Origin of the sequence: Geothrix mesophila (genome assembly GCF_022808835.1) — a bacterium.
Taxonomy (GTDB): domain Bacteria; phylum Acidobacteriota; class Holophagae; order Holophagales; family Holophagaceae; genus Geothrix; species Geothrix paludis.
This window is the reverse complement of sequence record NZ_JAKZLD010000001.1, coordinates 869,462-892,217: the sequence shown is the minus strand read 5'-3', so window position 1 is coordinate 892,217 and position 22,756 is coordinate 869,462. Positions and strand designations below refer to the sequence as shown.

The window sequence follows — 22,756 nt, the reverse complement described above, 5'->3', positions numbered from 1 at the left end:
GATGACACAGGATGATCGCCAGACACGCCTCGATGGATTCGGCCCCATCACAAAGAGAAAAGGGGTTTACCGCCTGCCATCCACAGGAAATCGAGATGGCCGGCCCGTTGTGGCTTCAGGAGCATGCCTGACCATTAACAAATAAAAAAAGCCTTTTGATACAAAACAGGACCCGCCGTAGCGGGTCCTGAGATCCTGGTGTCCGGCAGGGCCGGCCAGCCTGGTTCTACTTGCGCTTCTTGCCGCCCTTGCCGTTGACTTCGTCAGCCAGCTTCTTGCCGGGCTTGAACTTGGCGACCTTCTTGGCAGCGATCTTGATGGGCTTGTTGTCGCGGGGGTTGCGGCCGGTGCGGGCGCCGCGGTTGGCGACGGAGAAGGTGCCGAAGCCCACGAGGGTGACCTTGTCGCCACTGCGCAGGGCGGAAGCGATGCCACCGAGCACCTGGTCGAGGGCGGCAGCGGCCTGGGCCTTGGTGATACCGGCCTTGTCGGCGACGGCGCTGACCAGTTCAGCCTTGTTCATGGAAACCTCCGAATTTGGGGATCTGTGTCCCCGGGTTGAGGAAAACGGAATCGGCTCCGTGTGGAGACGACCGTACCTATTGTGTTTTCGAATATCACTGGCCCGGAAAGGCCGATGAATACTGTATTTCCTAAACTGCCAAGAAGCTACGCCGCAGACGCAGCATGGTCAAGGTTTTTCTTTAAAAAAAATTCGCGGATCGGCCTCCCTGGGGATTCTTGGGTGCCATGGAACACACGAACGGCCGGAAACGCTAGAGCCTAAGTGCCATGAATGTCGCAGATCACCGTAGAACGGGCCATTGGGCCGGGACCCCTCCGTGGAAGGGGCGCCAGAGGCGGTTCGCGGCCTATGATGTCCTATGGCACATCCCTACTTCCTCACCGTGGCCTACGCGGGTGGGGGTTTCCACGGCTGGCAGATCCAGACGAGCCTGCGGAGCGGGCAGGGCGACCTGTGGAAGGCGCTGCGCGCCTTCGACCCGGAAGCGCCCATGCCCCAGGGCACGGGGCGCACGGACGCGGGCGTGCATGCCCGCGCGCAGGGGGTGCTGATCCACACCGGGCGGGCCTGGGACCCCTACCGGCTCCTGGCGGCGCTGAACGCGCATCTGCCGAAGGACATCCGGGTGATGGGGGCGCAACCAGCCCCGGAGGGTTTCTTCCCCCGGCAGCACGCCGTGGCCAAGCGCTACGTCTACCGGCTGGGCCTGGGGCCGTCGGAGGATCCGCTGATGGCGGCGTTCCGCTGGCACGTCCACCAGGCGGCGCCGCTCGACCTGGCGGCCATGGCGCAGGCCGCGCGCCAGGTGCTGGGAACCCATGACTTCTCCAGCTTCCGCTGTACAGAATGCGTGGCGAAGACGCCGGTGCGCACCATCCACGCCCTTCGCCTGGAACCGACGGAAGGCGGCGTGGACCTCATCTTCGAAGGCAGCAGCTTCCTCATGCACCAGGTCCGCATCATGACCGGCACGCTGGTGGAAGTGGGGAAGGGGAAGCGGAGCCCGGCTTCCCTCAGCGCCGTGATCGCCGCGAGGGACCGCACCCAGGCCGGCCTCACCGCCCCGCCCGAAGGCCTCTGCCTGGAGAAGGTGTGGTACGAGGCCCGGTGGGCCATCGGTGAGCCCAGCCCCTGGGGTGAGCGGGAGTAGGCCAGACCAAGGACTGAAGCCTTAGTCCAGATAGAACCCCACGCCCTGCCAAACCTTGAAGCGCGTCTTGCCGTCTGCCGAGGCGGCCGGGTCGAAGACGAGCTTTTTCGCCGCTTCCACGCAGGCATCGTCCGCTTCCTTCTCGTCGGGACCGTCCCCGGGCAGGCCCTGGATCAGCCGTGAGGCGACCACCTCGCCCTTCTCGTTGACCAGGACGTTCACCACGACGACCCCCTTGGGCCGGGCCTTGAAGAAGCCCGAAGACTTCAGGCGCGGCACCACCCGGTTCAGGTTGATGGGTCGGGCGGGCTGGAGGTCCTGGCTCAGCACCACCAGATCGCCCTCCGCCGGAACGGCGCTCGCCTTGGCGCGAAGCTGCTCGTTCTCCGCCCGGAGCTTCGCCGCTTCAGCCTTGGCGTCCTCGGCCTCCTGGCGGGCGGTCTTCACGTCCTTAAGAATGGCGTCGCCGCCCCGCTCGTTCTCCTTGAGGGAGGCGCGAACCTCGTCCAGCTCCTTCCGGGCGGCCTCCGCCTCCGTCTTGGACAGGTCTCGGGCCTTCTGGGCCGCGGCCAGTTCCTGCTGGATGTCCTCGGTGGCCGCGAGCCGCTGCTTGAGGCTGTCCCGCTCTTCCGTGAGCCGCTTCACCTGGGCCTGGAGCTGGGCGGCCGTGGGCTTCTTCGCCGCGGCGAGGGGCAGGGTGATCAGCAGCAGGGCGATGGCAATGCGCATGGCACCTCCGGATCCGGGGGGGATCAGCGCAGGGCGGCACCTGCCTGGTCGCTCCCCTTGATGGGTTTCGATGTCCTGAGAATCCCACGCTTGATGAGGCGGGAGAAGATGGCAAGGCACTCATCCTGCTCGAAGGGGGCGATGGACAGGATGTCGCGGATGGACCACAGGCCGTTCACGCGGGTGGCCAGGAAGGCCTCGTTGGATCCGAGATCGGTGGTCACCAGCTGGTCCAGGCTCACCGCCAACTCGGGCACCAGCTCCTGATCCAGCTTCTTGTCCTCCAGGAGGTTCTGGACCACGGCCATCATCCGGCCCGCGTCCAGGTGCCTGGGCTGATCCTGGAGGATGCGCCGGAGTTCCTCCTGGGCCTCCTGGAGCTTCTGCGTCTCCATGAAGGCGCGGGCCCGCTGGAGGTGGAGGCTCGGGTTCTCGCCCAGCCCGCCGCCTGGATCCACGATGCGGACCAGGCCCTTCTCGTGGAGGTCGAAGAGCAGCTTGTTGATCTTGTACTCAGGCATGCGGATGGTGAGCATGAGCTGGTCCACGCGGACCTGCCCATTCATGCGTGCCAGGATGTCCGCGTCCTCGGGGGCGAGGGGCAGGCATTCGGCGATGGCCTCGGGGATGGGCGCGAGCACGGCGTCGCCGCCTCGGATCACCCGACGGATGCGCTTCCATTCATCCATCCGGCGCGCGCCCTCCAGCACGACGCCGGTGACGTCGAGGCTGAGCAGCATGGACTTCTGGTGGGAATCGACGCCGTCGTGGTAATCAAAGCTGCCCACGCTCCAGAGGAACGTGTCGTAGATGCTCTCCTCGACCTTCACCTGGACGATGCGCCGGATCTCCGCCTCGGTGATCAGGTGGCGATCGACGAGGATGCGCCCGAGCAGCTGCTGCTCGTCCTCCTGGGTGGCCAGGGCCTCGCGTAGCTGGTCCTCGGTGATGCGGTTGAAGGCGAGCAGGTACTGGCCCAGGTACTCCCTGGGATCGGAGGACCAGACGCTGGTGATGCGGCCCTCATGGAGCGCCACGCGCTTGGTGTGCAGGGGGCCCCGGAGCTCCAGCACGCCGGATTTCTTGCCGACGGCCAGCCACTGGAAGAGATCTTCCAGGCCCATCGTCGCCAGATCACCGCTCAGGGCCAAGACCTTGCCTCCCGTTCCGTCAAGGGTACCTCGATCCTCGGCCGGAACCCAGGATGATCAGGAATATCCAAGCTCCGTGCGGCCTGATCCGCGGCCGCTCAGGCTTCGGTCAGAGCCGGTCCAGGGTGGCGCGGATGGCCTGGTTCAGCAGGTCGGGGTGGTGCCGCGCCATGGGGGCCTCCGGGTCCAGCAAAGGGAACCGGTGCACGGGGATGCCCAGGACCTCGCTGGCGGGCGCGGAGATAGGCTCGCCGCCCTCCTCCCGGTAGCGGGCGAGCATGTCGGGCCGGAGCGGCGCCGAATTGGCGATCACGGCCGAGATGCCGACGCGCCCGAAGGCGGCGATGGCGGCCACGTGGTTCTCCAGGTCCATTCCGGAGGATTCCCCGGGTTCGGTCATGAGGTTGGCCACGTAGATCACCGGGGCCCGGGAGATGGCCACGGCCTCTTGCAGCTCGGAGAGCAGGAGGTTGGAGATGGTGGAGGTGTACAGGCTGCCTGGGCTGAGGATCACCAGGTCCGCCCGCAGGAGGGCCAGCACGGCCTCGGGCAGGGGTTCAGCGTCTGCGGGTTCCATCCAGAGGCGGGCCAGGGGAGGGCGGCAGGAGCCCACGGCGGTCTCGCCCTGATAGAGGCGCCCGTCCATGTCCTCGGCGCAGAGGGTGATGGGAACCACGGTCGAGGGGAAGAGGCGCCCCACCGTCACCAGCACGCCCGAGAGCTGGCGGATGGCGCGGACCCAATCTCCCGTGAGATCCGCCAGGGCCCAGAGCATCAGGTTCCCCAGGGAGTGGCCCGCCAGGCTGCCGTCCCCCTTGAACCGGTAGTTCAGGAGGTCCGAGAGCGCCGAATCCTCCAGCGTCAGCGCCGAAAGGCAGTTGCGGAGGTCCCCGGGCGGGATGCCGCCCAGCTCGTCGCGGAGCCGGCCGGAGGATCCGCCGTTATCGGACACGGTGACGATGCCCGTGAGCTTCCAGGGGTCGCGGCTCCGCCCCGCCTCGCGCTTCAGGGCCCGCAGCAGCGCGGCGAGGCCGGTGCCCCCGCCCAGGGCCACCACCTTCAGCGGCTGATCGGCATGGAGACCCAGGGGGCCCGGCACGAGGATGGTCCTGCTGGCCTAGTGGCCTTCGGTGAAGGCGAAGAGCGGCGACTTCCGGACGGAGTTGAAGTCCGGCTCCATGTGCCACTGGAAGAGCAGGTCGCCGTCGAGCTCCACGGCCTTCTTCATGCTTTCCGCGGAGGCCTCGGCGTTCTCGGCCTGGGCGAAGGCCACGGCGCGCAGGTAGTGCAGGGTGCCCTGCGCGGGGTGTGTCTTGATGGCCTTCTCCAGCAGCTTGAGGGCGCCATCCGTATCACGCCGGTTGAGGCAGGCCTGGATCTCGGTGATGGCGTCGGCCGCGGCGGCCTTGGGCGGATGCAGCTTCGATTCGGCCAGGGCGCGATAGACCTCGGCCCGGCGCTTGACCGCCCAGTCGCCCGCGGTCCGGGCTTCTTCCATCAGCGTGTCCAGGGCTTTCACGGCCTCGGCGTACTTGCCGCCATCCACCAGCTTCACCGCCTTCGCGAAGGCCTCCGCGAACGGAGATGGCTGGCCGGCCGGGGCATGGGTGGACTTGGGAGATTGTTCTGACTTGGCTTTCGTAGCCATACGGGATCCTCTGGAAGCCTTGGAGAAACTATAGGATGACAGCTTTCCCCGGGCAAATCCCATGGCGGTGCCCCGGAATCGGCCGTCAAGCCTTGAACAAGGCCTTTTCGCGGTTGAGGAGCCGGGTGGAGACGTAGGTCATGAGCCCCGCCAGGCCCACCGTCATGGCGAAGGCCACGAGGTATTCCAGCTGGTCGAACTGCTGGCTGAAGAGCTTGCGGAGGGACAGGCAGACGTTCACCACCGGCACGTAGGTCAGGAAGGGCATCTTGTCCACGCCCGGGGCCATGGTGAACACGCCCAGGAACACCACGAGGAAGATGCCCGGCGTGATGGCGCTGCCCGCCTCGATGGTGTTCCGGGCCTGGATGCCCATGAGCAGGATGAAGTTCGAGAAGAAGAGGCCCAGCGGCACCATGATCATGAAGGTGAGGCCCAAGGTCATGGGGTTGGCCACGGCGGCCAGGGCCTGCATGGAATTCGTGGCCCCGCCGGTCATGAAGGGGATGGAGAGGCCCATGCTCAGCAGGTTCAGCAGGGCCGCGATCACGCCCATGCTGAAGATGTAGAGCAGCTTCCCGAGGATGATCTGGTTCCTCGGCAGGCGGGTGGCCATGAGGCTCAGGAGGGTGTGGCGCTCCTTCTCCCCAGCCGTGGCGTAGATCCCGTGCTGCATTGATCCGGTGTACATCATGATCATCAGCAGGTAGGGGAGGATCCGCCCCATGACCTTGCCCATCTCCAGGGCCGGATCCGCGGCGTTCTTCACCTCAAGCTTCAGAGGCTCCGCCAACTGCGGGGACGCGCCAAGACCCTCGAGCCGGGTCTGGATCCAGCTCTTCTCCTGGTTCCGCAGGGCCTCCTTGACCCGCTTCAAGGCCAGCTCCGAGGTGTGCTCGCTTTCATCGACGGTGGCGGTCAGGGAAAAGGTCTCGTGCTTTTGAAGGGCCTCCATCGCGCCGGGATCCGCCTCCAGGGCCAAGTCCAGCTTCTGGTCCCGGACCGCCTGCTTGAGGTCGCCTTCGGGTTTCGGCACCAGCTCGAAGCGTTTCGAGTCGGCCCGCAGCGTCCCGGTGAGGGCGCCGGATGGATCCGCCAGATAGATGCGGCTGGCCTTGCCGCGGTTCTGGGCCTCATCCCGCTTCGCCATCTTGGCCATCATGCCGAAGATGGCCGGGTAGAGGAGGAACGGCAGCACGAAGGCGAAGAAGAGGGTCTTGCGGTCCTTGGAGAGCTCCAGGAACTCCTTCTTGGCGATGAGCAGGGCGCCGCGCATCAGTGGCCTCCTTCGACTTCGGATTCGGCCGCCAGTTGGAAGAAGACCTCATCGAGGGTCTTCGCGCGCCGGGAGAGCAGCAGGTCCCTGGGCGGCGCGTCGCCATGCAGCTTGCCGTCGAAGATGATGCCCACGCGATCGCAGATGTCCTCCACCATGGGCATGACGTGCGTGGACACGATCACCGTGCGGCCCTCTTCGCGCATGATGCCGAGCAGGTCCAGGACGGTCTTGGCGGTGAGGACGTCCAGGCCCGTGGTGGGCTCGTCGAATATCACCACCTTGGGGTCGTGCAGCAGGGCCCGGGCGATGCTCACCTTCTGCTTCTGCCCGGAGGAGAACCCCTCCATCTTCACGTCCGCGAAATCCGCCAGCTGGAGCTTCTCCAGCAGGTGCATGCCCCGGCGCTCGGCGATGCGCGGGTCCACGTCCTGGAATTCGCCGAAGATCCGCAGCAGCTCCCTCGGTGTGAAGCGGGCGTACACCCCCATGTCCGTGCTGAGGTAGCCCAGGCACCCGCGCACCGCCTCCGGCGCCCGCCGGGTCTCGTGGCCGCAGACGTGGATGGAGCCCGCATCCGGATCCATGAGCCCGGCGATCATGCGCAGGGTGGTCGACTTGCCGGCGCCGTTGGGCCCAAGAAGGCCGTAGATCTCGCCCGGCCTCACTTCCAGCGAGATCCCGCGCACCGCGTCGATCCGCTTGGCGACATGGGTTTTCCTGTCCTTCACCGTGAAGGATTTGTGGACCTCGTGGAGCTGGATCACCGGACCTCCGGAAGGACAGGCCCCAGTGTAGGGGGAAGCGTGCTCCCCTGGCCCGGGGACCGGCGAACGGGCCAAACCGGCCGGCGAACGGGAGCGGCCGGGCCTTCAGTGGTGGCCGAGCGCGCCCGTGGCGCTGAGCGCCAGCATCACCAGGCCCAGGCCCAAGCAGTAGACCGCGAAGCCGTTGAGCTTCGGCTTGCGGGTGAAGCGGTCCAGGAGGCCGATGGCCAGGTAGCCCGAGATGGCGGCGGCCAGCACGCCCACCCCGCAGAGCAGGGCGGGGGCAGCCGATCCGGCGGGGAAGGCCAGGTCCGCAGGCAGGGGCTGGTGCCTCAGGATGGGTTTCAGCAGGCCCCGCAGCTCCACAGCCGCGGCGGCCGCAATGGTGGGCACGCCCAGGAGGAAGCTGAACCGCGCCGAGACCGGCAGGCGCAGACCCTGGAACACACCCATGGAGATGGTGGAGCCGGAACGCGACAGCCCGAAGCCGCCGCCGATGCCCTGGATGGCGCCCACGGCCAAGGCGTCCGAGGCGCGGAGGTCGCTGATCCCTCGGCCCGCCTGATCCTCCTGGCGCAGGTTGTTCCGCTCACGGCTCAGGCGGTTGGCGAAATAGAGCAAGCCGGAAGTGCAGATGAGCCCAATTCCGTAGACCCACAGGTGCTCCTTCGCCGCCTCCTTGACCGCCTTGGTGGCGAGGCCGAAGATCCCCGTGGGGATCATGGCGATGAACAGCCACAGCGCCAGCTTCCGGCCTTCGGAATCTCGGCCCACGCAGCCCATGGCCACCTGGAGCAGCTCCCGGCGGAAGTAGATGATCAGGGCGATCAGCGTCCCCCCGTGCAGCAGGACGTCGAAGGCCAGCGGCATGGGCCGCCCGCCGAACATCAGGTGCTCCGCCAACGTCAGGTGCGCCGTGGAGGATACCGGCAGGAATTCCGTCAGGCCCTGGATCAATCCCAGGAGGATGGCGTGCAGCAGGTTCATTCAGTCCCTCGGCGCAAAGGAACAGTGTGCCAGAGGAATCAGGCCTCCCGCGGAAGCGCCCGCAGGATGGCCAGGTACTCACGGTGTTCCTTCCAGCCCCGCACCATGGCCAGGGCGCTCCAGATGAGGATGGCCAGCAGGAGGAATACCAGGATGATCTGGACGACGGTGGAGGCGGTTTCCATGGAGGGTTGACGATGGGACCGGGTGCTCCAGAAGGCCAGGAACGAGGCCAGGAACCAGAGCATGCACTCGCCGACCAGGACGGCGTAGGCCCGCGCTTCTTCGATGCCGCGGAGCATCCAGGGCATGGGAGCGAGGTAGAGGAGGGGGAGCCAGAGGGCGCCCAGCGAAGGCATGGTCGCGCATGCGCCCGCCGGGATGGCGTGCAGGAACCCCGAAGCGAATCCAAGGATGCAGAGGATGAGGAAAACACCGATAAACAGGGCGATACCCAGGATCCAGAACCACCTCCGGCGCTCGTAGGCGGCATCCGGGCTGGCCTTGACCTCTCCGAGATCGCGATAGAGGACGCGGCCCAGGAGGGCTTTCAGGACCAGCCAGACAAACGGCGCGAGCAGGAGGTATTCCAGGAGGTAGCGCCCCATCAGGCGGATGCCGAGCGCATCGACGTACATCGGGGCCGTCAGGAAGAGCACCGCCATGAGTCCGCCCAGGGCCGTGGCCAGGCCGCTCTTGCGGGACTGGAATGCGGCATAGTCCCGGGTCAGGGATTCGAGGGCCTTCAGGTCCGTCGTGGTCATGGCTTTCCTTCCTTCGGGAGCAGGGTCCGGAGCTGCTGGTGATAGGCGCGGAGGGCGGTCCGGCCGTCCTCGGTGATGCGGAAGCTGGTCACGGGAATGCGGCCCTGGAAGGTCTTGACGGTCTCCAGATAGCCCGCCGCCTCGAGCTTCTGGGTGTGGCTCGAGAGGTTGCCCTTGCTCAGTCCTGTGATCCGCTGGAGGAAGAGGAAGGACACCTCCTCCGCCGAGGCCAGGACGGTGAGGATCGCCAGCCGGGCGGGCTCGTGGACGATCCGGTCGAGGTCGAGGATGGCTCTGGGGTCAGGTCCGTTTTTGGGCATGAAACAAGTTTGTATTGCAAACTTGTTTTGTCAACCTTCACCACTCGTCCATGCTTGAATCTCCCCATGCGATCCATCGACCTCCGCTCCGACACCGTGACCCAGCCTTCGAAGGAGATGCGCGCCGCCATGGCGGCCGCGGAAGTGGGAGACGATGTGCTGGAGCGCGATCCCACCATGGTCCGGTTGGAGGGCTGGGTGGCGGAGCTGCTGGGCATGGAGGCGGCGCTCTGGGTGCCCTCGGGCTGCATGGGCAACCTCATCGCCCTGATGCTGCACCTCAAGCGGGGCGACCGCTTCCTGGCGCCGGCCCAGGCGCACGTGCTGGGGTCTGAGCTGGGCACGGCCGCATGGCTGGCGGGCGGCATGCCCGAGGCCCTGGCCTGGGAAGGCGGCCCCGGCCGGCCCACCCCGGCCCAGGTGACGAAGGCCGCGGGAACGCCTGGCCCCTACTACACCCTGCACACCACTCTGCTCTGCCTGGAGAACACCCACAACTTCGCCGGCGGCACCGTGACACCGCGGGAGGAGCACCGCGCCCTCGTGGCCGCCGCGAAGGCCGCGAAGCTGGCCGTGCACCTGGACGGTGCGAGGATTTGGCACGCCGCCGCGGCGCTGGGGCTTCCGCCCTCCGCCCTCACCGAGGGCGCGGACACGGTGCAGGTCTGCCTCAGCAAGGGTCTGGGCGCGCCCATGGGCTCCCTCGTCTGCGGGTCGAAGCCCGCGGTGGCCGAGGCCCTGCGACTCCGCAAGATGCTGGGTGGCGGCGTGCGCCAGGGCGGCGTGGTGGCGGCCGCGGGCCTGGTGGCCCTGGACTACCTGCCCCGCATCGTCGAGGACCACGCCAAGACCCGGAGGCTGGCGGAGGGGATGCGAGCCTTCGGCATCGCGGCCCCCGCGCCCGAGACGAACATCCTGCTGGTGCCCGTGCCCAATGCCTCCGCGGCCCTGGCCGCCCTGGAAGCCGTCGGCGTCCGCGCCCTGCCGGTGGGATCGGCCATCCGCTTCATCCCCCACCGGGACATCGAGATGGCCGACATCGAGGAGGCCCTGCGCCGCATCGAGCCCCTGGCCCACCTTCTGCGGACCGCCTGACATGAAGCTCCGCCTGGCCCTCCTGACCATTGCACTCGCCGCCCTGACGGCGGGCGGATACTGGCTGTACCAGGATGCGCTGATGCCGGTGCCGCTGGCTCCAGGTGTTGCCCTGTTCGTGCCCGGCCAGCCAGAGTTCGGCGAAGACGATGCGGTGGTGGAGGCCCTGCTGCCCGCAGGCCCCGGGGTCGAGGCCTTCCTGGCCGCCCAGTCTGACCTCACCTTGCTGGGGAGGGCGCCGGAAGGCGGCTTGACGGGACAGTTGCTGTCGACGCTTGAGGGGTCGCGGCACGGCCGCCGGTGGCGCCTCGTGGCACGGCCCGGATGGCGGATGCAGGACGGGACCGTGCTCGACGCGCCCCGGATGGCGAAGGCCCTTGAGCCCGAACTGGGGAAGCTGGGGGGAACCTCCCGCCTGATCGATGGCGCCACGCTGGACCTGCGCTTCAGGATCCCCCAGAAGGGCCTGCCGGACCTGCTCACCCGCTGGCGGATCCCCGGCAGCGGGCCCTTCGTGCGGCAGGGGATGACGCTGACCCGCTTCGGGCGGTTCACCCCCGGCCGGCCGGGTCTTGCCGGCGTGCGGATCAGCACCGATCCGGCCCTGCTGGAGAGCCGCGCCTGGGCCGAGGGCCTGGCCGCCCGCCGCTGGGCCTGGGCCGTGTTCCCCGGGCAGATCACTCCGGAGGACATGGCAAAGGCCCGCCTCGCACCCTACGACGAATTCCGCATGAAGGACGGCACCGTGTGGTTCCTCTCCCGCCGCATGCGGCGCCTGAGGCCAGATGCCACGGACTGGACGCGCACCCGCCTCTTCGGCGCCTGGCGGAGCAGCACGGAGCTGCCCTACGATCCGCTGGGTTTTTGACCTATTCCAGATTGGCGGATTGCTCCCGGATCTGGACTAGGACGCTCTGGATCGTGAAACGACAGCAGATGGAGCCCAAAGGCCTGCTAATGATGGCAATCTGATGATTGGCGCTTGGGATAGTCCTAAGGACTAAAGGATTGCTTGAGGTGAGCCGTGGGTCTGTCAAAAGAGGTGAAGAAGGGGCTATGGATAAGCGGTGGCCTGCTAATCCTGCTCGCGGTGGTGACTGCATGTGGTCTTCTTGCCCTATTCCCTGGTCTGCGCGTTGAGCTACAAGCAAGGCTCGGAGATACCGAGTCGATGCTGAAAATGGGTGCAGTTACGCAGGAACTCCATTGGGATGAAGATGCCTGCGAGGCGGGAAATCCTTGGGGGATGCTGGTTAGTTTGGAATGTCAATCAGAGCCAAAATCACAAGAAAGCACTAGAGGCGCTGAAGCATGGCGCTGAACTGGAATTGAAGCAGAGGAAGGGGTATGTGTGCTTGTTGGAATTGACGCGGGTGCATGAGTATGGGTTGCTGGGGCAACCCGGGAACCCCCAGGAAGCTGAAAAGTTTCGAAAACAGTATGTTGAGATTCACAGAGAGCTTCGCACCAAGGGGATAATTTTGTAATGGGATTCATGCTTGGATGGAGGATGCCCAGCTACGATCCCATTCGCTTTGGCCCGGTTTGCTTCCTAAGGCCCAATTTTATATGATTCCATCACCGACCATTTGTATCTAGCCGCTGCCGCTGGAAGCCACTCCCTCTTTCCGCCCGAATTTGGTCGGCAAGGATCTTCTCATTTAGGCTGAGCAATCGCCAAGTCAACAGATGTCTGGCACCCACACCCTGGGCGGAGAAATGAGAATGAAGCGATTTCTTTATTTGGTTACGCTCGTCTGCGGGGGAGGGGCTGGTGCGGCCACCCGTGAGCAGCCATCGACTGAAATTCTGGTGATCTCTCCAGCCAGAGTCGACTCCGAAGGTGGATCCCTGTGGTTTAACGTCAATGCCACATTGACTAAAGAAAAATTTATTAAAACGAGTGATCAAACAAGTGCACTTACGATCCGATCTTTGGATGATCTAGACATTGAACTCTATTTCTACGGTGGCCACTTTCTCCACAAAGGCCGTGTTAAAGAAGAAATGGCGGCGGTCAACCGCAATTTCGGGAGGCACCAGTTCGAGTTGGAGCTCAAGGGTCTGGAAGCTTCAATCCAACAGATACGGCGGGACTACGCCCATCTGAAGAAGGCCGACATCGATCAGAAGCCGGCGGTCCGCGCGGCGGAAGCCCGGCGAGAGGAGTTGATCCAGGAAGGTCCTCAACCTAATGCATTTAACCTTTGGTACTACGGTGCCACGGGTGCCGTGAGTCCAGACGGGACCTACTTCTACTGCTACCAGACAGACCGGACGGAACCCCGCGAACTCTGGCAGTCCTACTGGGTCTTCGATGTGAAGACGGAGACCCGGCGCCCTTCCACCTTCAATTTCCGGGGCAAGGTCGACCAGCCCTGGCGCATTTCGCCGGATGGAAGATACGGCCTGGTCCGCACTGGGGATCTGGATCTCGTCCTCTGCGACCCCCTGACGGGGGAGATCAAGAAGAACTTCAAGTATCCCTGGCATATCGAAAATGTCTATTTTTCGCAGGACTCCAAGTATCTCGTCCTCATCGGGGGCGAAGCCTGGATATACGAGATCGAATCGGGGAGGCGGATGGGAAACCTCTTCATCAACCGGGAGGGGGCTCACCGGAAGGGGCTCTTCAAGAGAGAGACCTGGCCGGGCCAATACGCGGAATTCAGCCCTTCGGGAAGGTACCTCTTCCAGCGGGCCTACACCACCGCTGGCGGCATCGGCAAAGATCTGTGGACTGCCGCCCTGCATTCCACCCATGTCATCTGGGACTGGAGGCGGGACCGACTGGTGGAGAGCCTGCCGAAGGAGGCATTGATGCGGTTCGAGGGGTGGGGACCCACGGACGATCTGGTCCTCATCGCCGAGCCTGATCATGTGGCGGTGACTCATCTGCCCACGGGGAAGGTGGTGGCCAAGCTCATGCAGCCGCCAGGATTCAAGACCCGCCTCCAGCCCCTGACGGTGGACCACCGCACCCACGCGCGCAGCCTGTGTCGCCCCTCGGATGGGCTGGTGCTTAGCGATGCCCTGGCTGCTGACGGCTACTATCGGCTCATCCGATGGGACCTGGGGCCGTACATGGATGAGATACGGAAGCGAGTCGCAGCCCTTCCAGGGAAGCCTTGAACCTTCCTCGCCGGCCTTGACTCACTCCAAATTCGCCGACTGCTCTCGGATCTGATCCAGGACGCCCTTGGCCTCCATGACTGCGCGGGTCATGGCGATGCGTTTGCACTTGCTGCCGGTGGTGTTGAGTTCGCGGAGGACTTCCTGGCACCACACGTCGATGGCTTTGCCTTCGAGGCGGCCGGCGGCGAGGCGCTCGGCGAAGTCGTCCAGGTGGGCGGCGAGGCGGGTCAGCTCCTCGCGCACGTCCTGGCGTTCGGCCAGGATCCCCGCTTCGGCCAGGAGGCGCTCGGCGGGGAGCTGCCCGGCGAGGCGCGCGTCCTCCAGAAGCTGCTCGAGGCGCTGGCGGTAGAGGCCGGGGAGTTCGGCGGCCTGCTGTTCGGCCTCGGCCTTGAGGCGTTCGTGCAGGGACCGCAGCCGGGCCAGCCCATCCTCGAAGAACGGCCGCAGGCGCTCGGCTTCGCGGATCCGGCCCGCGTTCCAGAGCTCCAGCAGGGCGGCCATGGCCTCGCGCACGGGGGCCTCCAGCCGCTCCGCCAGGTCCGGGTCCGGGGCCTGGAAGGCACCGGGCACCCGGAAGAAGGCTTCCGCCGTCATGGGTGGCAGGTTCAGCCATTCGGCGTCCTCCTGCCAGCCCTTGGCGAGGGCGCGCAACAGGGCGCGATTCAGGCGGGGCTCGAGGGAGGGATCGTCCTGCACCTCCACGGCGAGGTCGAGCTTCCCCCGCGATCCCGCCTCGCGCACCTGGGCGCGGAGGCCCGCCTCCAGGGCGAAGAGGGCAGGGGGCAGGCGCAGGCTGAGATCCAGCGCCTTGTGGTTGACGCTGCGCAGCGTCAGGCGGAGCTGTCCGGCGGCCAGGGGCCGGACGACCTCGGCGAAGGCGGTCATGGATTTCATCAGGAACCCCGGAGGTGGCAATCCTTCAGGGTAACGCGACGGGGAGGTGGAAAAGCCTCCACGAAGGACACGAATCCGCTCTGCGAGCGTAGAAAGGACACGAACGGGAATCTGGGAACACCCCAGCCCTTTTCGTGTCCTTGCTTTTCCTTCGTGCCCTTCGTGGAGGTCTTTAACTCCTCAGTTCCCGCCGACCCCCAACCAGGGCGCCTCGGCGCGGCGGCGGATCTCGTAGGCTTCGATGTCGGCGAGGTTTGCCTCGCTGCGCTTGATCTCGTCCATGCCCTCCAGCAGGGTCGTCCTACGCGCCGGCTCGATCTCGAAGCGGAAGGACCGCCCGCCGCCGGAGACGGTCTGGGCCGGGAGGTCCACGGTGAGGGGGCCCTCCGCTTCCGCGAGCTGGGCGATCTGCTCCACGGGCAGGACCACGGGGAGGATGCCGTTGGCGAAGCAGTTGTTGAAGAAGATGTCGGCGAAGCTGGGGGCGACGACGCAGCGGATGCCGAAATCAAGCAATGCCCAGGGGGCATGCTCGCGGCTGGAGCCGCAGCCGAAGTTCGGGCCCGAGAGCAGGATGGTGGCCTGCCGGTAGGGCTCGCGGTTCAGCAGGAAATCCGGAAGTTCCTTGCCTTCGGGACTGTAGCGGATCTCGTGGAAGAGGTGGCGGCCCAGGCCCGAGCGCACCAGCGTGGTGAGGAACTGCTTGGGGATGATGAGGTCCGTGTCCACGTTGGCGCGGAGGAGGGGCGCGGCGATGCCTGTGAGGGTGGTGAAGGCCTTCATCGCTGCACCTCCATGCGGCGGACATCCGTGAAGTGGCCCGCCACGGCGGCGGCGGCGGCCATGGCCGGGCTCACGAGGTGGGTGCGGCTGCCGCGGCCCTGGCGGCCCTCGAAGTTGCGGTTGCTGGTGCTGGCGCAGCGCACGCCTGCCTCCAGCCGGTCTTCGTTCATGCCGAGGCACATGCTGCAGCCGGGCTGGCGCCACTCGAAGCCAGCCTCGAGGAAGACGCGGTCCAGGCCCTCGGCCTCAGCTTGGCGCTTCACCAGGCCGGAGCCGGGCACCACCAGAGCCCGTACGCCCGAAGCCACCTTACGGCCCCGCGCGACGAGCGCGGCCTCGCGGAGATCCTCGATGCGGCCGTTGGTGCAGGAGCCGATGAACACGGCCTGGATGGGGATGGCTTCCATGGGCGTGCCCGGCTCCAGGCCCATGTAGTCCAGGGCGCGGAGGATGGCCTCGCGTTCCTCCGCGCTGCGGGCGTGAGCGGGGTCCGGTACGCGGCCGGTGATGTCCGTGACCCACTGGGGGCTGGTGCCCCAGGTGACCTGGGGGGCCATGTCGCGGAGGTCGACGACCACTTCCTGGTCGAAGGCGGCGTCTGGATCCGAAGCGAGGGTGCGCCAGTGGGCCACGGCGGCGTCCCAGAGGGCTTCTTTCGGCGCCAAGGGCCGCCCGGCCACATAGGCGAAGGTGGTGTCGTCCGGGGCCACCAGGCCCGCGCGGGCGCCGCCCTCGATGCTCATGTTGCAGAGGGTCATACGGCCCTCCATGGAGAGGGCGCGGACGGCGGGGCCCGTGTATTCCATGACGCAGCCCGTGCCGCCGGCGGTGCCGATCTGGCCGATGAGGCGCAGGGCCATGTCCTTGGCGCCCGTCCACTCGGGCAGGTCCCCCTCGAAGCGCACCCGCAGGTTCTTCGAGCGGCGCTGGGGCAGGGTCTGGGTGGCCATGACATGCTCGACTTCGCTGGTGCCGATGCCGAAGGCCAGGGCCCCGAAGGCGCCGTGGGTGCTGGTGTGGCTGTCCCCGCAGACCACGGTGGTGCCGGGCAGCGTGAAGCCCTGCTCGGGTCCCACCACGTGGACGATGCCCTGGCGGTCGTCCAGGAGGGGGATGTAGGGCACGCCGTGGGCCTTCACGTTGGCTTCCAGGGCCTCCACCTGGAGGCGGCAGGTCTCGTCGGCGATGCCCTTCTCGCGGTCCGCGGTGGGCACGTTGTGGTCCGCCACCGAGAGGATCTGGCCCGGCCGGCGCAGGGCGCGCCCGGCCAGGACGAGCCCTTCGAAGGCCTGGGGGCTGGTGACCTCGTGGACCAGGTGGCGGTCGATGTAGATCAGGCTGGTGCCGTCGGCGCGGGTGGCCACCAGGTGCTCGTCCCAGATCTTGTCGTAGAGGGTGCGCGGGCTCATGGGCTCTTCCTTGCTGGAGCGGGGTCGGGATGGTCGAAGTCGATGGCGCGGATCAGGTCGAGGAAGGCCCGCGTGGCGGGGGACAGGGCCGCCTCGCGGCGGGTGACGATGCGGATGAGCTTCTCCACCTGGAGCTCCCGGACGGGGATCTCCACCACCCGGCCCTCGCGGACGGCGGCGGTGGTGGTCATGCGGGGCAGGATGGCCAGCCCGGCCCCCAGGCTCACGAATTCGAGGATGGTGGCGATGGAGGCCAGCTCCATGGTGAGACGCAGTGGCGTGTTGCAGCGGGCGAACAGCTCGATGATGGCGGTCCGGGTGGGCGTGGGCGCGTTGTGGGCCACGAAGCGCTCCTCCCCCAGGTCCGTGATGCTGACGTTCTTCCGCTTCGCCAGGCGATGCCCGGGCGGGACCACCAGCACCATGCGGTCCCGGTGGATCACCTCGCTCACCAGCTCGGGATGGAGGGCGTCGTAGGAGACGAAGCCCACGTCCAGGCGCCGCTCCAGCACCTCCGTGGGGATGCGCTCCGAGGTCTGGCGGTAGGCCTGGATCTTGATGGCCGGCCAGGCCTGCTGGTAGGCCAGGAGGATCCGGGGCAGGAGGAACTCCGACACGCTCTCGTTGGCACCTACGTTCAGGCGGCCCTGCTGGAGGCCCTTCAGGGCCCCGAAGGTGTCGAGGATCTCCTGGCGCAGGTCGAACATGCGCTGCGCCAGGGGGAGCAGGGTGGCGCCCGCGTCCGTGAGGGTGCCGCCCTTGGTGGTGCGGTCCACCAGGGTCTCGCCCAGCTCCTCCTCGAGGCGCTTCAGGGCGAGGCTCACGGCGGGCTGGGTGCGGAAGAGACGCTCCGCCGCGCGGGAGAAGCTCTTCTCGCGCGCGACCACCAGGAACGTTTCCAGCTGTCCGAGGTCCATGGACCCTCCGTCGGGAAGTGTAGGGTTTTAAGTATTACTTATGTAATCATAAAAAAAATTAAATGTATTTATGGGCTAGATCGGAGGATCTTTTGGTGATCCCTCCGGCCCCGGCCGGTCCAGGAGTCCTTTATGGGCAGTGAGCGGATCGCCATCTTCGACACCACCCTCCGCGACGGAGAGCAGTCGCCCGGCTGCAGCATGAACCTGGACGAGAAGCTGCTGATGGCGCGCCAGCTGGAGGCCCTGGGTGTGGATGTCATCGAGGCCGGCTTCCCCGTGGCTTCCGAGGATGACTTCGCCGCCGTGCAGGCCGTGGCCCGCGAATGCCGGAAGCCAGTCATCGCCGCCCTCTGCCGCGCCCTTCCCAGGGACATCGAGCGGGCCTGGCAGGCGGTCTCCGGCGCCGCCCGGCCGCGCATCCACACCTTCCTGGCCACCTCGGACATCCACCTGGAGTACAAGCTCCAGAAGACCCGCGAGGAGGCCCTGGCCATGATCCGCGAGGGCGTGCGGACGGCCAAGGGCTTCACGCCGGATGTCGAGTTCTCCGCCGAGGACGCCACGCGCAGCGACTGGGACTTCCTGGTGGCGGTGTTCACCGCGGCCATCGAGGAGGGGGCGACGGTCCTCAACGTGCCCGACACCGTGGGCTATACGGTGCCCGACGAGTACGGACGGCTCATCCGGTACCTGCGGGACAAGGTCCCGGGCATCGACGGCGTCACCATCAGCGTCCACTGCCACAACGACCTGGGCCTGGCCGTGGCGAACTCGCTGGCGGCCGTGGCCGCGGGGGCCCGCCAGGTGGAGTGCACGGTGAACGGCATCGGCGAGCGGGCCGGCAACGCCGCCCTCGAGGAAGTGGTCATGGCGCTGTCCGTGCGCCGGGACGCGCTGCCCTACGAGACGGGCGTCCACCGGGAGGCCATCACCCGCGCCAGCCAGACCTTGGCCAACATCACCGGCGTCCAGGTGCAGCCCAACAAGGCCATCGTGGGCCGGAACGCCTTCGCCCATGAGAGCGGCATCCACCAGCACGGCATGCTGAGCCACCGCTCCACCTACGAGATCATGACCCCGGAATCCGTCGGGGCGAACCGCACGAGCCTGGTGCTGGGCAAGCACTCGGGCCGCCACGCCTTGGGCAAGCGCTTCGAGGAGCTGGGCTACCCCCTGGACAAGGCGGCCCTGGAGAAGGCCTACAAGCTCTTCACCAAGCTCAGCGACCAGAAGAAGGAGATCTTCGACGAGGACCTCCTGACCATCGTGCGCGACGGGCTCGCGCATATTCCCGAGGCCTTCAAGCTCCGCGCGGTACAGGCCACGGCGGGCACGGCCATGTTCGCCACGGCCCTGGTCACCCTGGCCGGCGAGGCGGGGGAGGCCACGGAGACCGCCATGGGCGACGGCCCGGTCAACGCGGTCTTCGCGGCGGTGGACAAGCTCACGGGCCTGAAGGGGAAGCTCGTGGATTTCCGTATGCATTCCATCACGGGCGGCGCGGACGCGGTGGGGGAGGTGTTCGTCCAGGTCGAGTTCGGCGGCGTCATCCAAGGGGGGAAGGGCGCCAGCACGGACATTGTCGAGGCCAGCGCCCGGGCCTACCTGAACGCCTCCAACAAGGTGCTGTTCGCCCGCCGCTCCGCCGAGACGCCCGCCGCCGGTCCCGTCCGCCGCCAGGGGGTGATGTGATGAAGGAAACCCTGCCGCAAGGCCTTGAATCCGCCGACGTCAGGACGGACATTGCCGTCCAGGCCGCCGCGCTGCCCGCCGCGTCCCCGGAGGACGGGGCGGACCCTGACCAGTACCTCTGGGGAGTTTGAACGTGGAAGCCCGCATCACCCTTCTTCCCGGCGACGGCGTGGGCCCCGAAGTGGTCCACGAGGCGGCCGCCTGCCTCACCGCCGTGGCCAAGGCCTTCGGCCACCAGTTCCACCTGGAGGAAGCCCTGGTCGGCGGCGCGGCTGTGGACGCCACGGGCGATCCCTTGCCGGCCGAGACCCTGGCCCGTTGCCAAGCCAGTGACGCCGTCCTGCTGGGCGCCGTGGGTGGTCCGGCCTGGGACCGCCACCCGCGCGAGCAGCGCCCCGAGTCCGGCCTGCTGCGCCTGCGTCGCGCCCTGGGTCTCTACGCCAACCTGCGCCCCGTCAAGGTCCACCCGGCCTTGGAGGATGCTTCGCCGCTCCGCCCGGAGGTGGTCCACGGCACGGACCTGATGATCGTCCGGGAGCTGGGCGGCGGCCTCTATTTCGGAGAGCCCCGGTCCTTCTCGGAGGAGCGGGCCGTGAACACGCTGCCCTACACCCGCACAGAAGTCGAGCAGGTCGCGCGGGTGGCCTTCGAGCTCGCCGCCTCCAGGCGGCGGCTGCTGGTTTCCGTGGACAAGGCCAACGTGCTGGAGACCTCCCGCCTCTGGCGGCAGGTGGTGGATGAGCTGGCGCCTGCGTATCCCACGGTCAAGGTCAGCCACGCCTACGTGGACAGCTTCGCCATGGCCCTCATCACCCGGCCCCGCGACTTCGACGTGGTGCTGACGGAGAACCTCTTCGGGGACATCCTCAGCGACGAGGCCGCGGTGCTCGCGGGCTCGCTGGGCCTGCTGCCCTCGGCCAGTCTGGGTGGCCCCGTGGGGCTCTACGAGCCCATCCACGGCTCTGCGCCGGACATCGCCGGAAAGGACGCGGCCAACCCCATCGGCACCATCCTCTCGGCGGCCATGCTGCTCCGCCACAGCCTCCGGCTCGAGGTGGAGGCCCGCGCCCTGGAATCCGCGGTGGACCGCGTCCTCAAGGGCGGTCACGGCACCTCGGACCTGGGGGGCCTCAAGCACCACCACGGCACCCAGGCCCTGGGCGCCAAGATCCGCGATGCCATCCGCCCGCCCGGCGCCAAGGGAGCCCGGCTGGCTGACTCCGCCTACGCCTGGTGCGGTTCGCCCGAAGGCGCCCGCCCCCATCTTTGAACCCCCGATCCGGAACCCGACCCATGCTCCCCGTCTCCGCCCCCGCCGACGCAATCCCCACCTTCGTGGTAGGGACCGTCGGCGTGATTGGCGGGCTGCCTGGGCTGGTGCTGCGGCTGACGGGTTAGGGGCGGGGACGGCAGCATCCAGATCCCGGCCCCGCACCCAGGCGGGGCCTTTCCACATCGGCCCGGCCCCTTCGACCCGACCTCTTCGATATCGATTCTCCTGAGGACTCCCATGACTCCCCGATATGACCTGACTTCACGGTTGACTTTTCCCGCTCGATCCCTAAGACTCATCGCCCATGAGCCTTTCCCACCTCGACCACTCGGCAGCTGCGGCGATGTCGCCCGCAGTGGCGCGCCCCGTGGCCGACCTGGTGGCCATTCCCGCCGTGCTGATTATTAGCGGCGAGGTGGGGGCCTCCTAGACGTTCTCGGAACCAACCGAAACCGGCCCCGCACCTCGAACGATGCGGGGCCTTTTCACATCTGGTCCTGTCATCCCCGAGGTCGGTGGCCTTCCCACAGAGGAAGACCATGTCAGACGCAGGACAACCGCTCAACCGCCGCAGCCGGGTCATCACCCAGGGGCCCGACCGCGCCCCGGCCCGGGCCATGCTCAAGGCCATCGGCTTCACGGACGAGGACCTGGCGAAGCCCATCATCGGCATCGCGAACACCTGGACCGAGATCGGCCCCTGCAACTACCACCTGCAGGCGCTGGCGGAGCGCGTGAAGGCCGGCGTCCGCGCCGCCGGCGGCACGCCCATGGAGTTCTGCACGGTCTCCATCAGCGACGGCATCACCATGGGCACCGAGGGCATGAAGGCCTCCCTGGTGAGCCGCGAGGTCATCGCCGATTCCATCGAGCTGGTGGCCCGGGGCAACGCCTTCGACGCGCTGGTCTGCCTCTCGGGCTGCGACAAGACCAACCCCGGCGTGGCCATGGCCCTGGCCCGCCTGGACATCCCCGGCCTGATCCTCTACGGCGGCTCCACGGCCTCGGGACACTGCGGTGGCAAGGACCTCACGGTGCAGGACGTCTTCGAGGCCGTGGGCGCCCACAGCGCCGGCAAGCTGGACGATGCGGGGCTGAAGGAGGTGGAGGATGCCGCCTGTCCCGGTGCCGGTGCCTGCGGTGGCCAGTTCACGGCCAACACCATGTCCGCCAGCCTGGAGCTCATCGGCCTAAGCCCCATGGGCCTCAATGGCATTCCTGCGGAGGATCCCCGCAAGGGCGAGGCCGCGGAGACCTGCGGACGCCTGGTGATGGAGCTGTTGAAGCGCGACCTGCGCCCCAGCGCCATCCTCACCCGCGAGGCCTTCGAGAACGCTGTGGCGGCCGTGGCGGCCACGGGCGGATCCACCAACGCCGTCCTGCACTATCTCGCATTGGCCCGGGAGGCGGGCGTGCCCTTCACGCTGGAGGACTTCGACCGCGTCAGCACGCGCACCCCGCTGTTGGCGGACATGAAGCCCGGCGGGCGCTTCATGGCCCCGGACCTCTACGCTGCCGGCGGCATCCGGCTGGTGGCCAGCCGCCTGCTGGAAGGGGGGCTCATCCACGGCGCGGCCCTGACCGTGACCGGTCGCACGCTGGGCGAGGAGCTGGCCGGTGCTCCGGAGACGCCGGGACAGGAAGTCGTGCGGCCCTTCAACCGGCCCCTGAAGCCCAGCGGCGGCCTCGTGATCCTGCGGGGCAGCCTGGCGCCGGAGGGCTGCGTCATCAAGGTGGCGGGCCACGAGCGCCTGCACCACACGGGCCCGGCGCGCGTCTTCGAGCACGAGGAGGATGCCTTCGCCGCCGTGCAGGCGGGTGGCATCGATCCGGGCGACGTGGTGGTGATCCGCTACGAAGGCCCCAAGGGCGGCCCCGGCATGCGCGAGATGCTGGGCGTCACGGCGGCCCTGGTGGGTGCCGGGCTCGGCGAGTCCGTGGCGCTCCTCACGGACGGCCGGTTCTCCGGGGCCACCCGGGGCCTCATGGCGGGCCATGTGGCCCCGGAAGCAGCCGTGGGCGGCCCCATCGCCCTGGTGCGCGAGGGCGACACGGTGGTCTTCGACATCCCCACCCGGCGCCTGGACCTGAAGGTGCCGGAGGACGAGTTGGCCCGCCGCCGGGCCGAATGGAAGGCTCCCGCGCCGCGCTACCGGACGGGAGTCTTCGCCAAGTACGCCGCCACGGTCGCCAGCGCGGCTGAGGGCGCCATCACCCTGGCCCAGTGAAGGAGGACC

At 67.4% G+C, this 22,756-nt stretch carries 23 protein-coding genes; 9 read left to right on the top strand and 14 right to left on the bottom strand.

What is annotated here, in order from left to right; genetic code table 11:
- Nucleotides 1-226: 226 nt before the first annotated feature.
- Nucleotides 227-523 (bottom strand): HU family DNA-binding protein, encoded by a 297-nt coding sequence (locus tag MLG87_RS04130; protein WP_243285920.1) that lies wholly within the window; start codon nucleotides 521-523, stop codon nucleotides 227-229.
- Between the two features lie 361 nt (nucleotides 524-884).
- Between MLG87_RS04130 and truA the strand changes: the two genes are divergently transcribed.
- Complete coding sequence (gene truA / locus MLG87_RS04125; RefSeq protein WP_243293939.1) at nucleotides 885-1,676, top strand: tRNA pseudouridine(38-40) synthase TruA; 792 nt, start codon at nucleotides 885-887, stop codon at nucleotides 1,674-1,676.
- Between the two features lie 21 nt (nucleotides 1,677-1,697).
- Here truA and MLG87_RS04120 read toward each other — a convergent pair whose 3' ends face one another.
- From MLG87_RS04120 to MLG87_RS04080, 9 genes are all read right to left on the bottom strand, one after another.
- A complete protein-coding gene (locus MLG87_RS04120) occupies nucleotides 1,698-2,405 on the bottom strand; it encodes a hypothetical protein (protein WP_243293938.1) in 708 nt (235 codons plus the stop codon).
- 23 nt (nucleotides 2,406-2,428) lie between these two features.
- A complete protein-coding gene (locus MLG87_RS04115; protein ID WP_243293937.1) occupies nucleotides 2,429-3,556 on the bottom strand; it encodes a DUF4388 domain-containing protein in 1,128 nt (375 codons plus the stop codon).
- 109 nt (nucleotides 3,557-3,665) lie between these two features.
- Nucleotides 3,666-4,655 (bottom strand): gluconeogenesis factor YvcK family protein, encoded by a 990-nt coding sequence (locus tag MLG87_RS04110; RefSeq protein WP_243293936.1) that lies wholly within the window; start codon nucleotides 4,653-4,655, stop codon nucleotides 3,666-3,668.
- Nucleotides 4,656-4,673: 18 nt separating this feature from the next.
- Nucleotides 4,674-5,204, bottom strand: a complete 531-nt coding sequence (locus MLG87_RS04105; protein ID WP_243293935.1) for a tetratricopeptide repeat protein — start codon at nucleotides 5,202-5,204, stop codon at nucleotides 4,674-4,676.
- An 85-nt stretch (nucleotides 5,205-5,289) separates the two neighbouring features.
- Complete coding sequence (locus MLG87_RS04100) at nucleotides 5,290-6,480, bottom strand: ABC transporter permease (protein WP_243293934.1); 1,191 nt, start codon at nucleotides 6,478-6,480, stop codon at nucleotides 5,290-5,292.
- Entirely contained in the window at nucleotides 6,480-7,247 is a 768-nt protein-coding gene (locus tag MLG87_RS04095; protein WP_243293933.1) for an ABC transporter ATP-binding protein, read from the bottom strand. The genes MLG87_RS04100 and MLG87_RS04095 overlap by 1 nt, the downstream gene beginning before the upstream one ends.
- Nucleotides 7,248-7,352: 105 nt before the next feature.
- Nucleotides 7,353-8,234: an undecaprenyl-diphosphate phosphatase gene (locus MLG87_RS04090; RefSeq protein WP_243293932.1), complete on the bottom strand. Its 882-nt coding sequence runs from the start codon at nucleotides 8,232-8,234 to the stop codon at nucleotides 7,353-7,355.
- A 38-nt stretch (nucleotides 8,235-8,272) separates the two neighbouring features.
- On the bottom strand, nucleotides 8,273-8,998 hold the full coding sequence (locus MLG87_RS04085; protein WP_243293931.1) for a hypothetical protein: 726 nt from the start codon (nucleotides 8,996-8,998) through the stop codon (nucleotides 8,273-8,275).
- Entirely contained in the window at nucleotides 8,995-9,318 is a 324-nt protein-coding gene (locus MLG87_RS04080) for a winged helix-turn-helix domain-containing protein (protein ID WP_243293930.1), read from the bottom strand. Before MLG87_RS04080 ends, MLG87_RS04085 begins: the two co-directional genes overlap by 4 nt.
- 66 nt (nucleotides 9,319-9,384) lie before the next feature.
- Here MLG87_RS04080 and MLG87_RS04075 point away from each other — a divergent pair, with 66 nt between their 5' ends.
- The 3 genes from MLG87_RS04075 to MLG87_RS04065 all read left to right on the top strand — a co-directional run bounded on the left by MLG87_RS04075 (nucleotide 9,385) and on the right by MLG87_RS04065 (nucleotide 13,545).
- Nucleotides 9,385-10,413, top strand: a complete 1,029-nt coding sequence (locus tag MLG87_RS04075) for a GntG family PLP-dependent aldolase (protein WP_243293929.1) — start codon at nucleotides 9,385-9,387, stop codon at nucleotides 10,411-10,413.
- A gap of 1 nt (nucleotide 10,414) precedes the next feature.
- Entirely contained in the window at nucleotides 10,415-11,281 is an 867-nt protein-coding gene (locus tag MLG87_RS04070; protein WP_243293928.1) for a hypothetical protein, read from the top strand.
- Between the two features lie 857 nt (nucleotides 11,282-12,138).
- The gene (locus MLG87_RS04065; RefSeq protein WP_243293927.1) at nucleotides 12,139-13,545 is read left to right on the top strand and encodes a hypothetical protein; all 1,407 of its coding nucleotides are present in this window, start codon (nucleotides 12,139-12,141) and stop codon (nucleotides 13,543-13,545) included.
- 21 nt (nucleotides 13,546-13,566) lie between these two features.
- Here the strand turns inward: MLG87_RS04065 and MLG87_RS04060 are convergent, their stop codons facing one another.
- The 4 genes from MLG87_RS04060 to MLG87_RS04045 form a co-directional block, all read right to left on the bottom strand.
- On the bottom strand, nucleotides 13,567-14,442 hold the full coding sequence (locus MLG87_RS04060; protein ID WP_243293926.1) for a YicC family protein: 876 nt from the start codon (nucleotides 14,440-14,442) through the stop codon (nucleotides 13,567-13,569).
- Between the two features lie 180 nt (nucleotides 14,443-14,622).
- On the bottom strand, nucleotides 14,623-15,225 hold the full coding sequence (leuD, locus tag MLG87_RS04055; protein ID WP_243293925.1) for a 3-isopropylmalate dehydratase small subunit: 603 nt from the start codon (nucleotides 15,223-15,225) through the stop codon (nucleotides 14,623-14,625).
- The gene (leuC, locus tag MLG87_RS04050; protein ID WP_243293924.1) at nucleotides 15,222-16,634 is read right to left on the bottom strand and encodes a 3-isopropylmalate dehydratase large subunit; all 1,413 of its coding nucleotides are present in this window, start codon (nucleotides 16,632-16,634) and stop codon (nucleotides 15,222-15,224) included. The genes leuD and leuC overlap by 4 nt, the downstream gene beginning before the upstream one ends.
- Entirely contained in the window at nucleotides 16,631-17,551 is a 921-nt protein-coding gene (locus MLG87_RS04045; RefSeq protein WP_243293923.1) for a LysR family transcriptional regulator, read from the bottom strand. Before MLG87_RS04045 ends, leuC begins: the two co-directional genes overlap by 4 nt.
- Nucleotides 17,552-17,683: 132 nt before the next feature.
- Here MLG87_RS04045 and MLG87_RS04040 point away from each other — a divergent pair, with 132 nt between their 5' ends.
- From MLG87_RS04040 to ilvD, 5 genes are all read left to right on the top strand, one after another.
- Nucleotides 17,684-19,246, top strand: a complete 1,563-nt coding sequence (locus tag MLG87_RS04040; protein ID WP_243293922.1) for a 2-isopropylmalate synthase — start codon at nucleotides 17,684-17,686, stop codon at nucleotides 19,244-19,246.
- Nucleotides 19,243-19,377: a hypothetical protein gene (locus MLG87_RS16035; RefSeq protein ID WP_279341058.1), complete on the top strand. Its 135-nt coding sequence runs from the start codon at nucleotides 19,243-19,245 to the stop codon at nucleotides 19,375-19,377. The genes MLG87_RS04040 and MLG87_RS16035 overlap by 4 nt, the downstream gene beginning before the upstream one ends.
- A 2-nt stretch (nucleotides 19,378-19,379) precedes the next feature.
- On the top strand, nucleotides 19,380-20,516 hold the full coding sequence (gene leuB / locus MLG87_RS04035; RefSeq protein WP_243293921.1) for a 3-isopropylmalate dehydrogenase: 1,137 nt from the start codon (nucleotides 19,380-19,382) through the stop codon (nucleotides 20,514-20,516).
- 307 nt (nucleotides 20,517-20,823) lie between these two features.
- Entirely contained in the window at nucleotides 20,824-20,949 is a 126-nt protein-coding gene (locus tag MLG87_RS16030; protein WP_279341056.1) for a hypothetical protein, read from the top strand.
- Nucleotides 20,950-21,058: 109 nt separating this feature from the next.
- Nucleotides 21,059-22,747: a dihydroxy-acid dehydratase gene (gene ilvD, locus MLG87_RS04030; RefSeq protein ID WP_243293920.1), complete on the top strand. Its 1,689-nt coding sequence runs from the start codon at nucleotides 21,059-21,061 to the stop codon at nucleotides 22,745-22,747.
- Nucleotides 22,748-22,756: the final 9 nt, after the last annotated feature.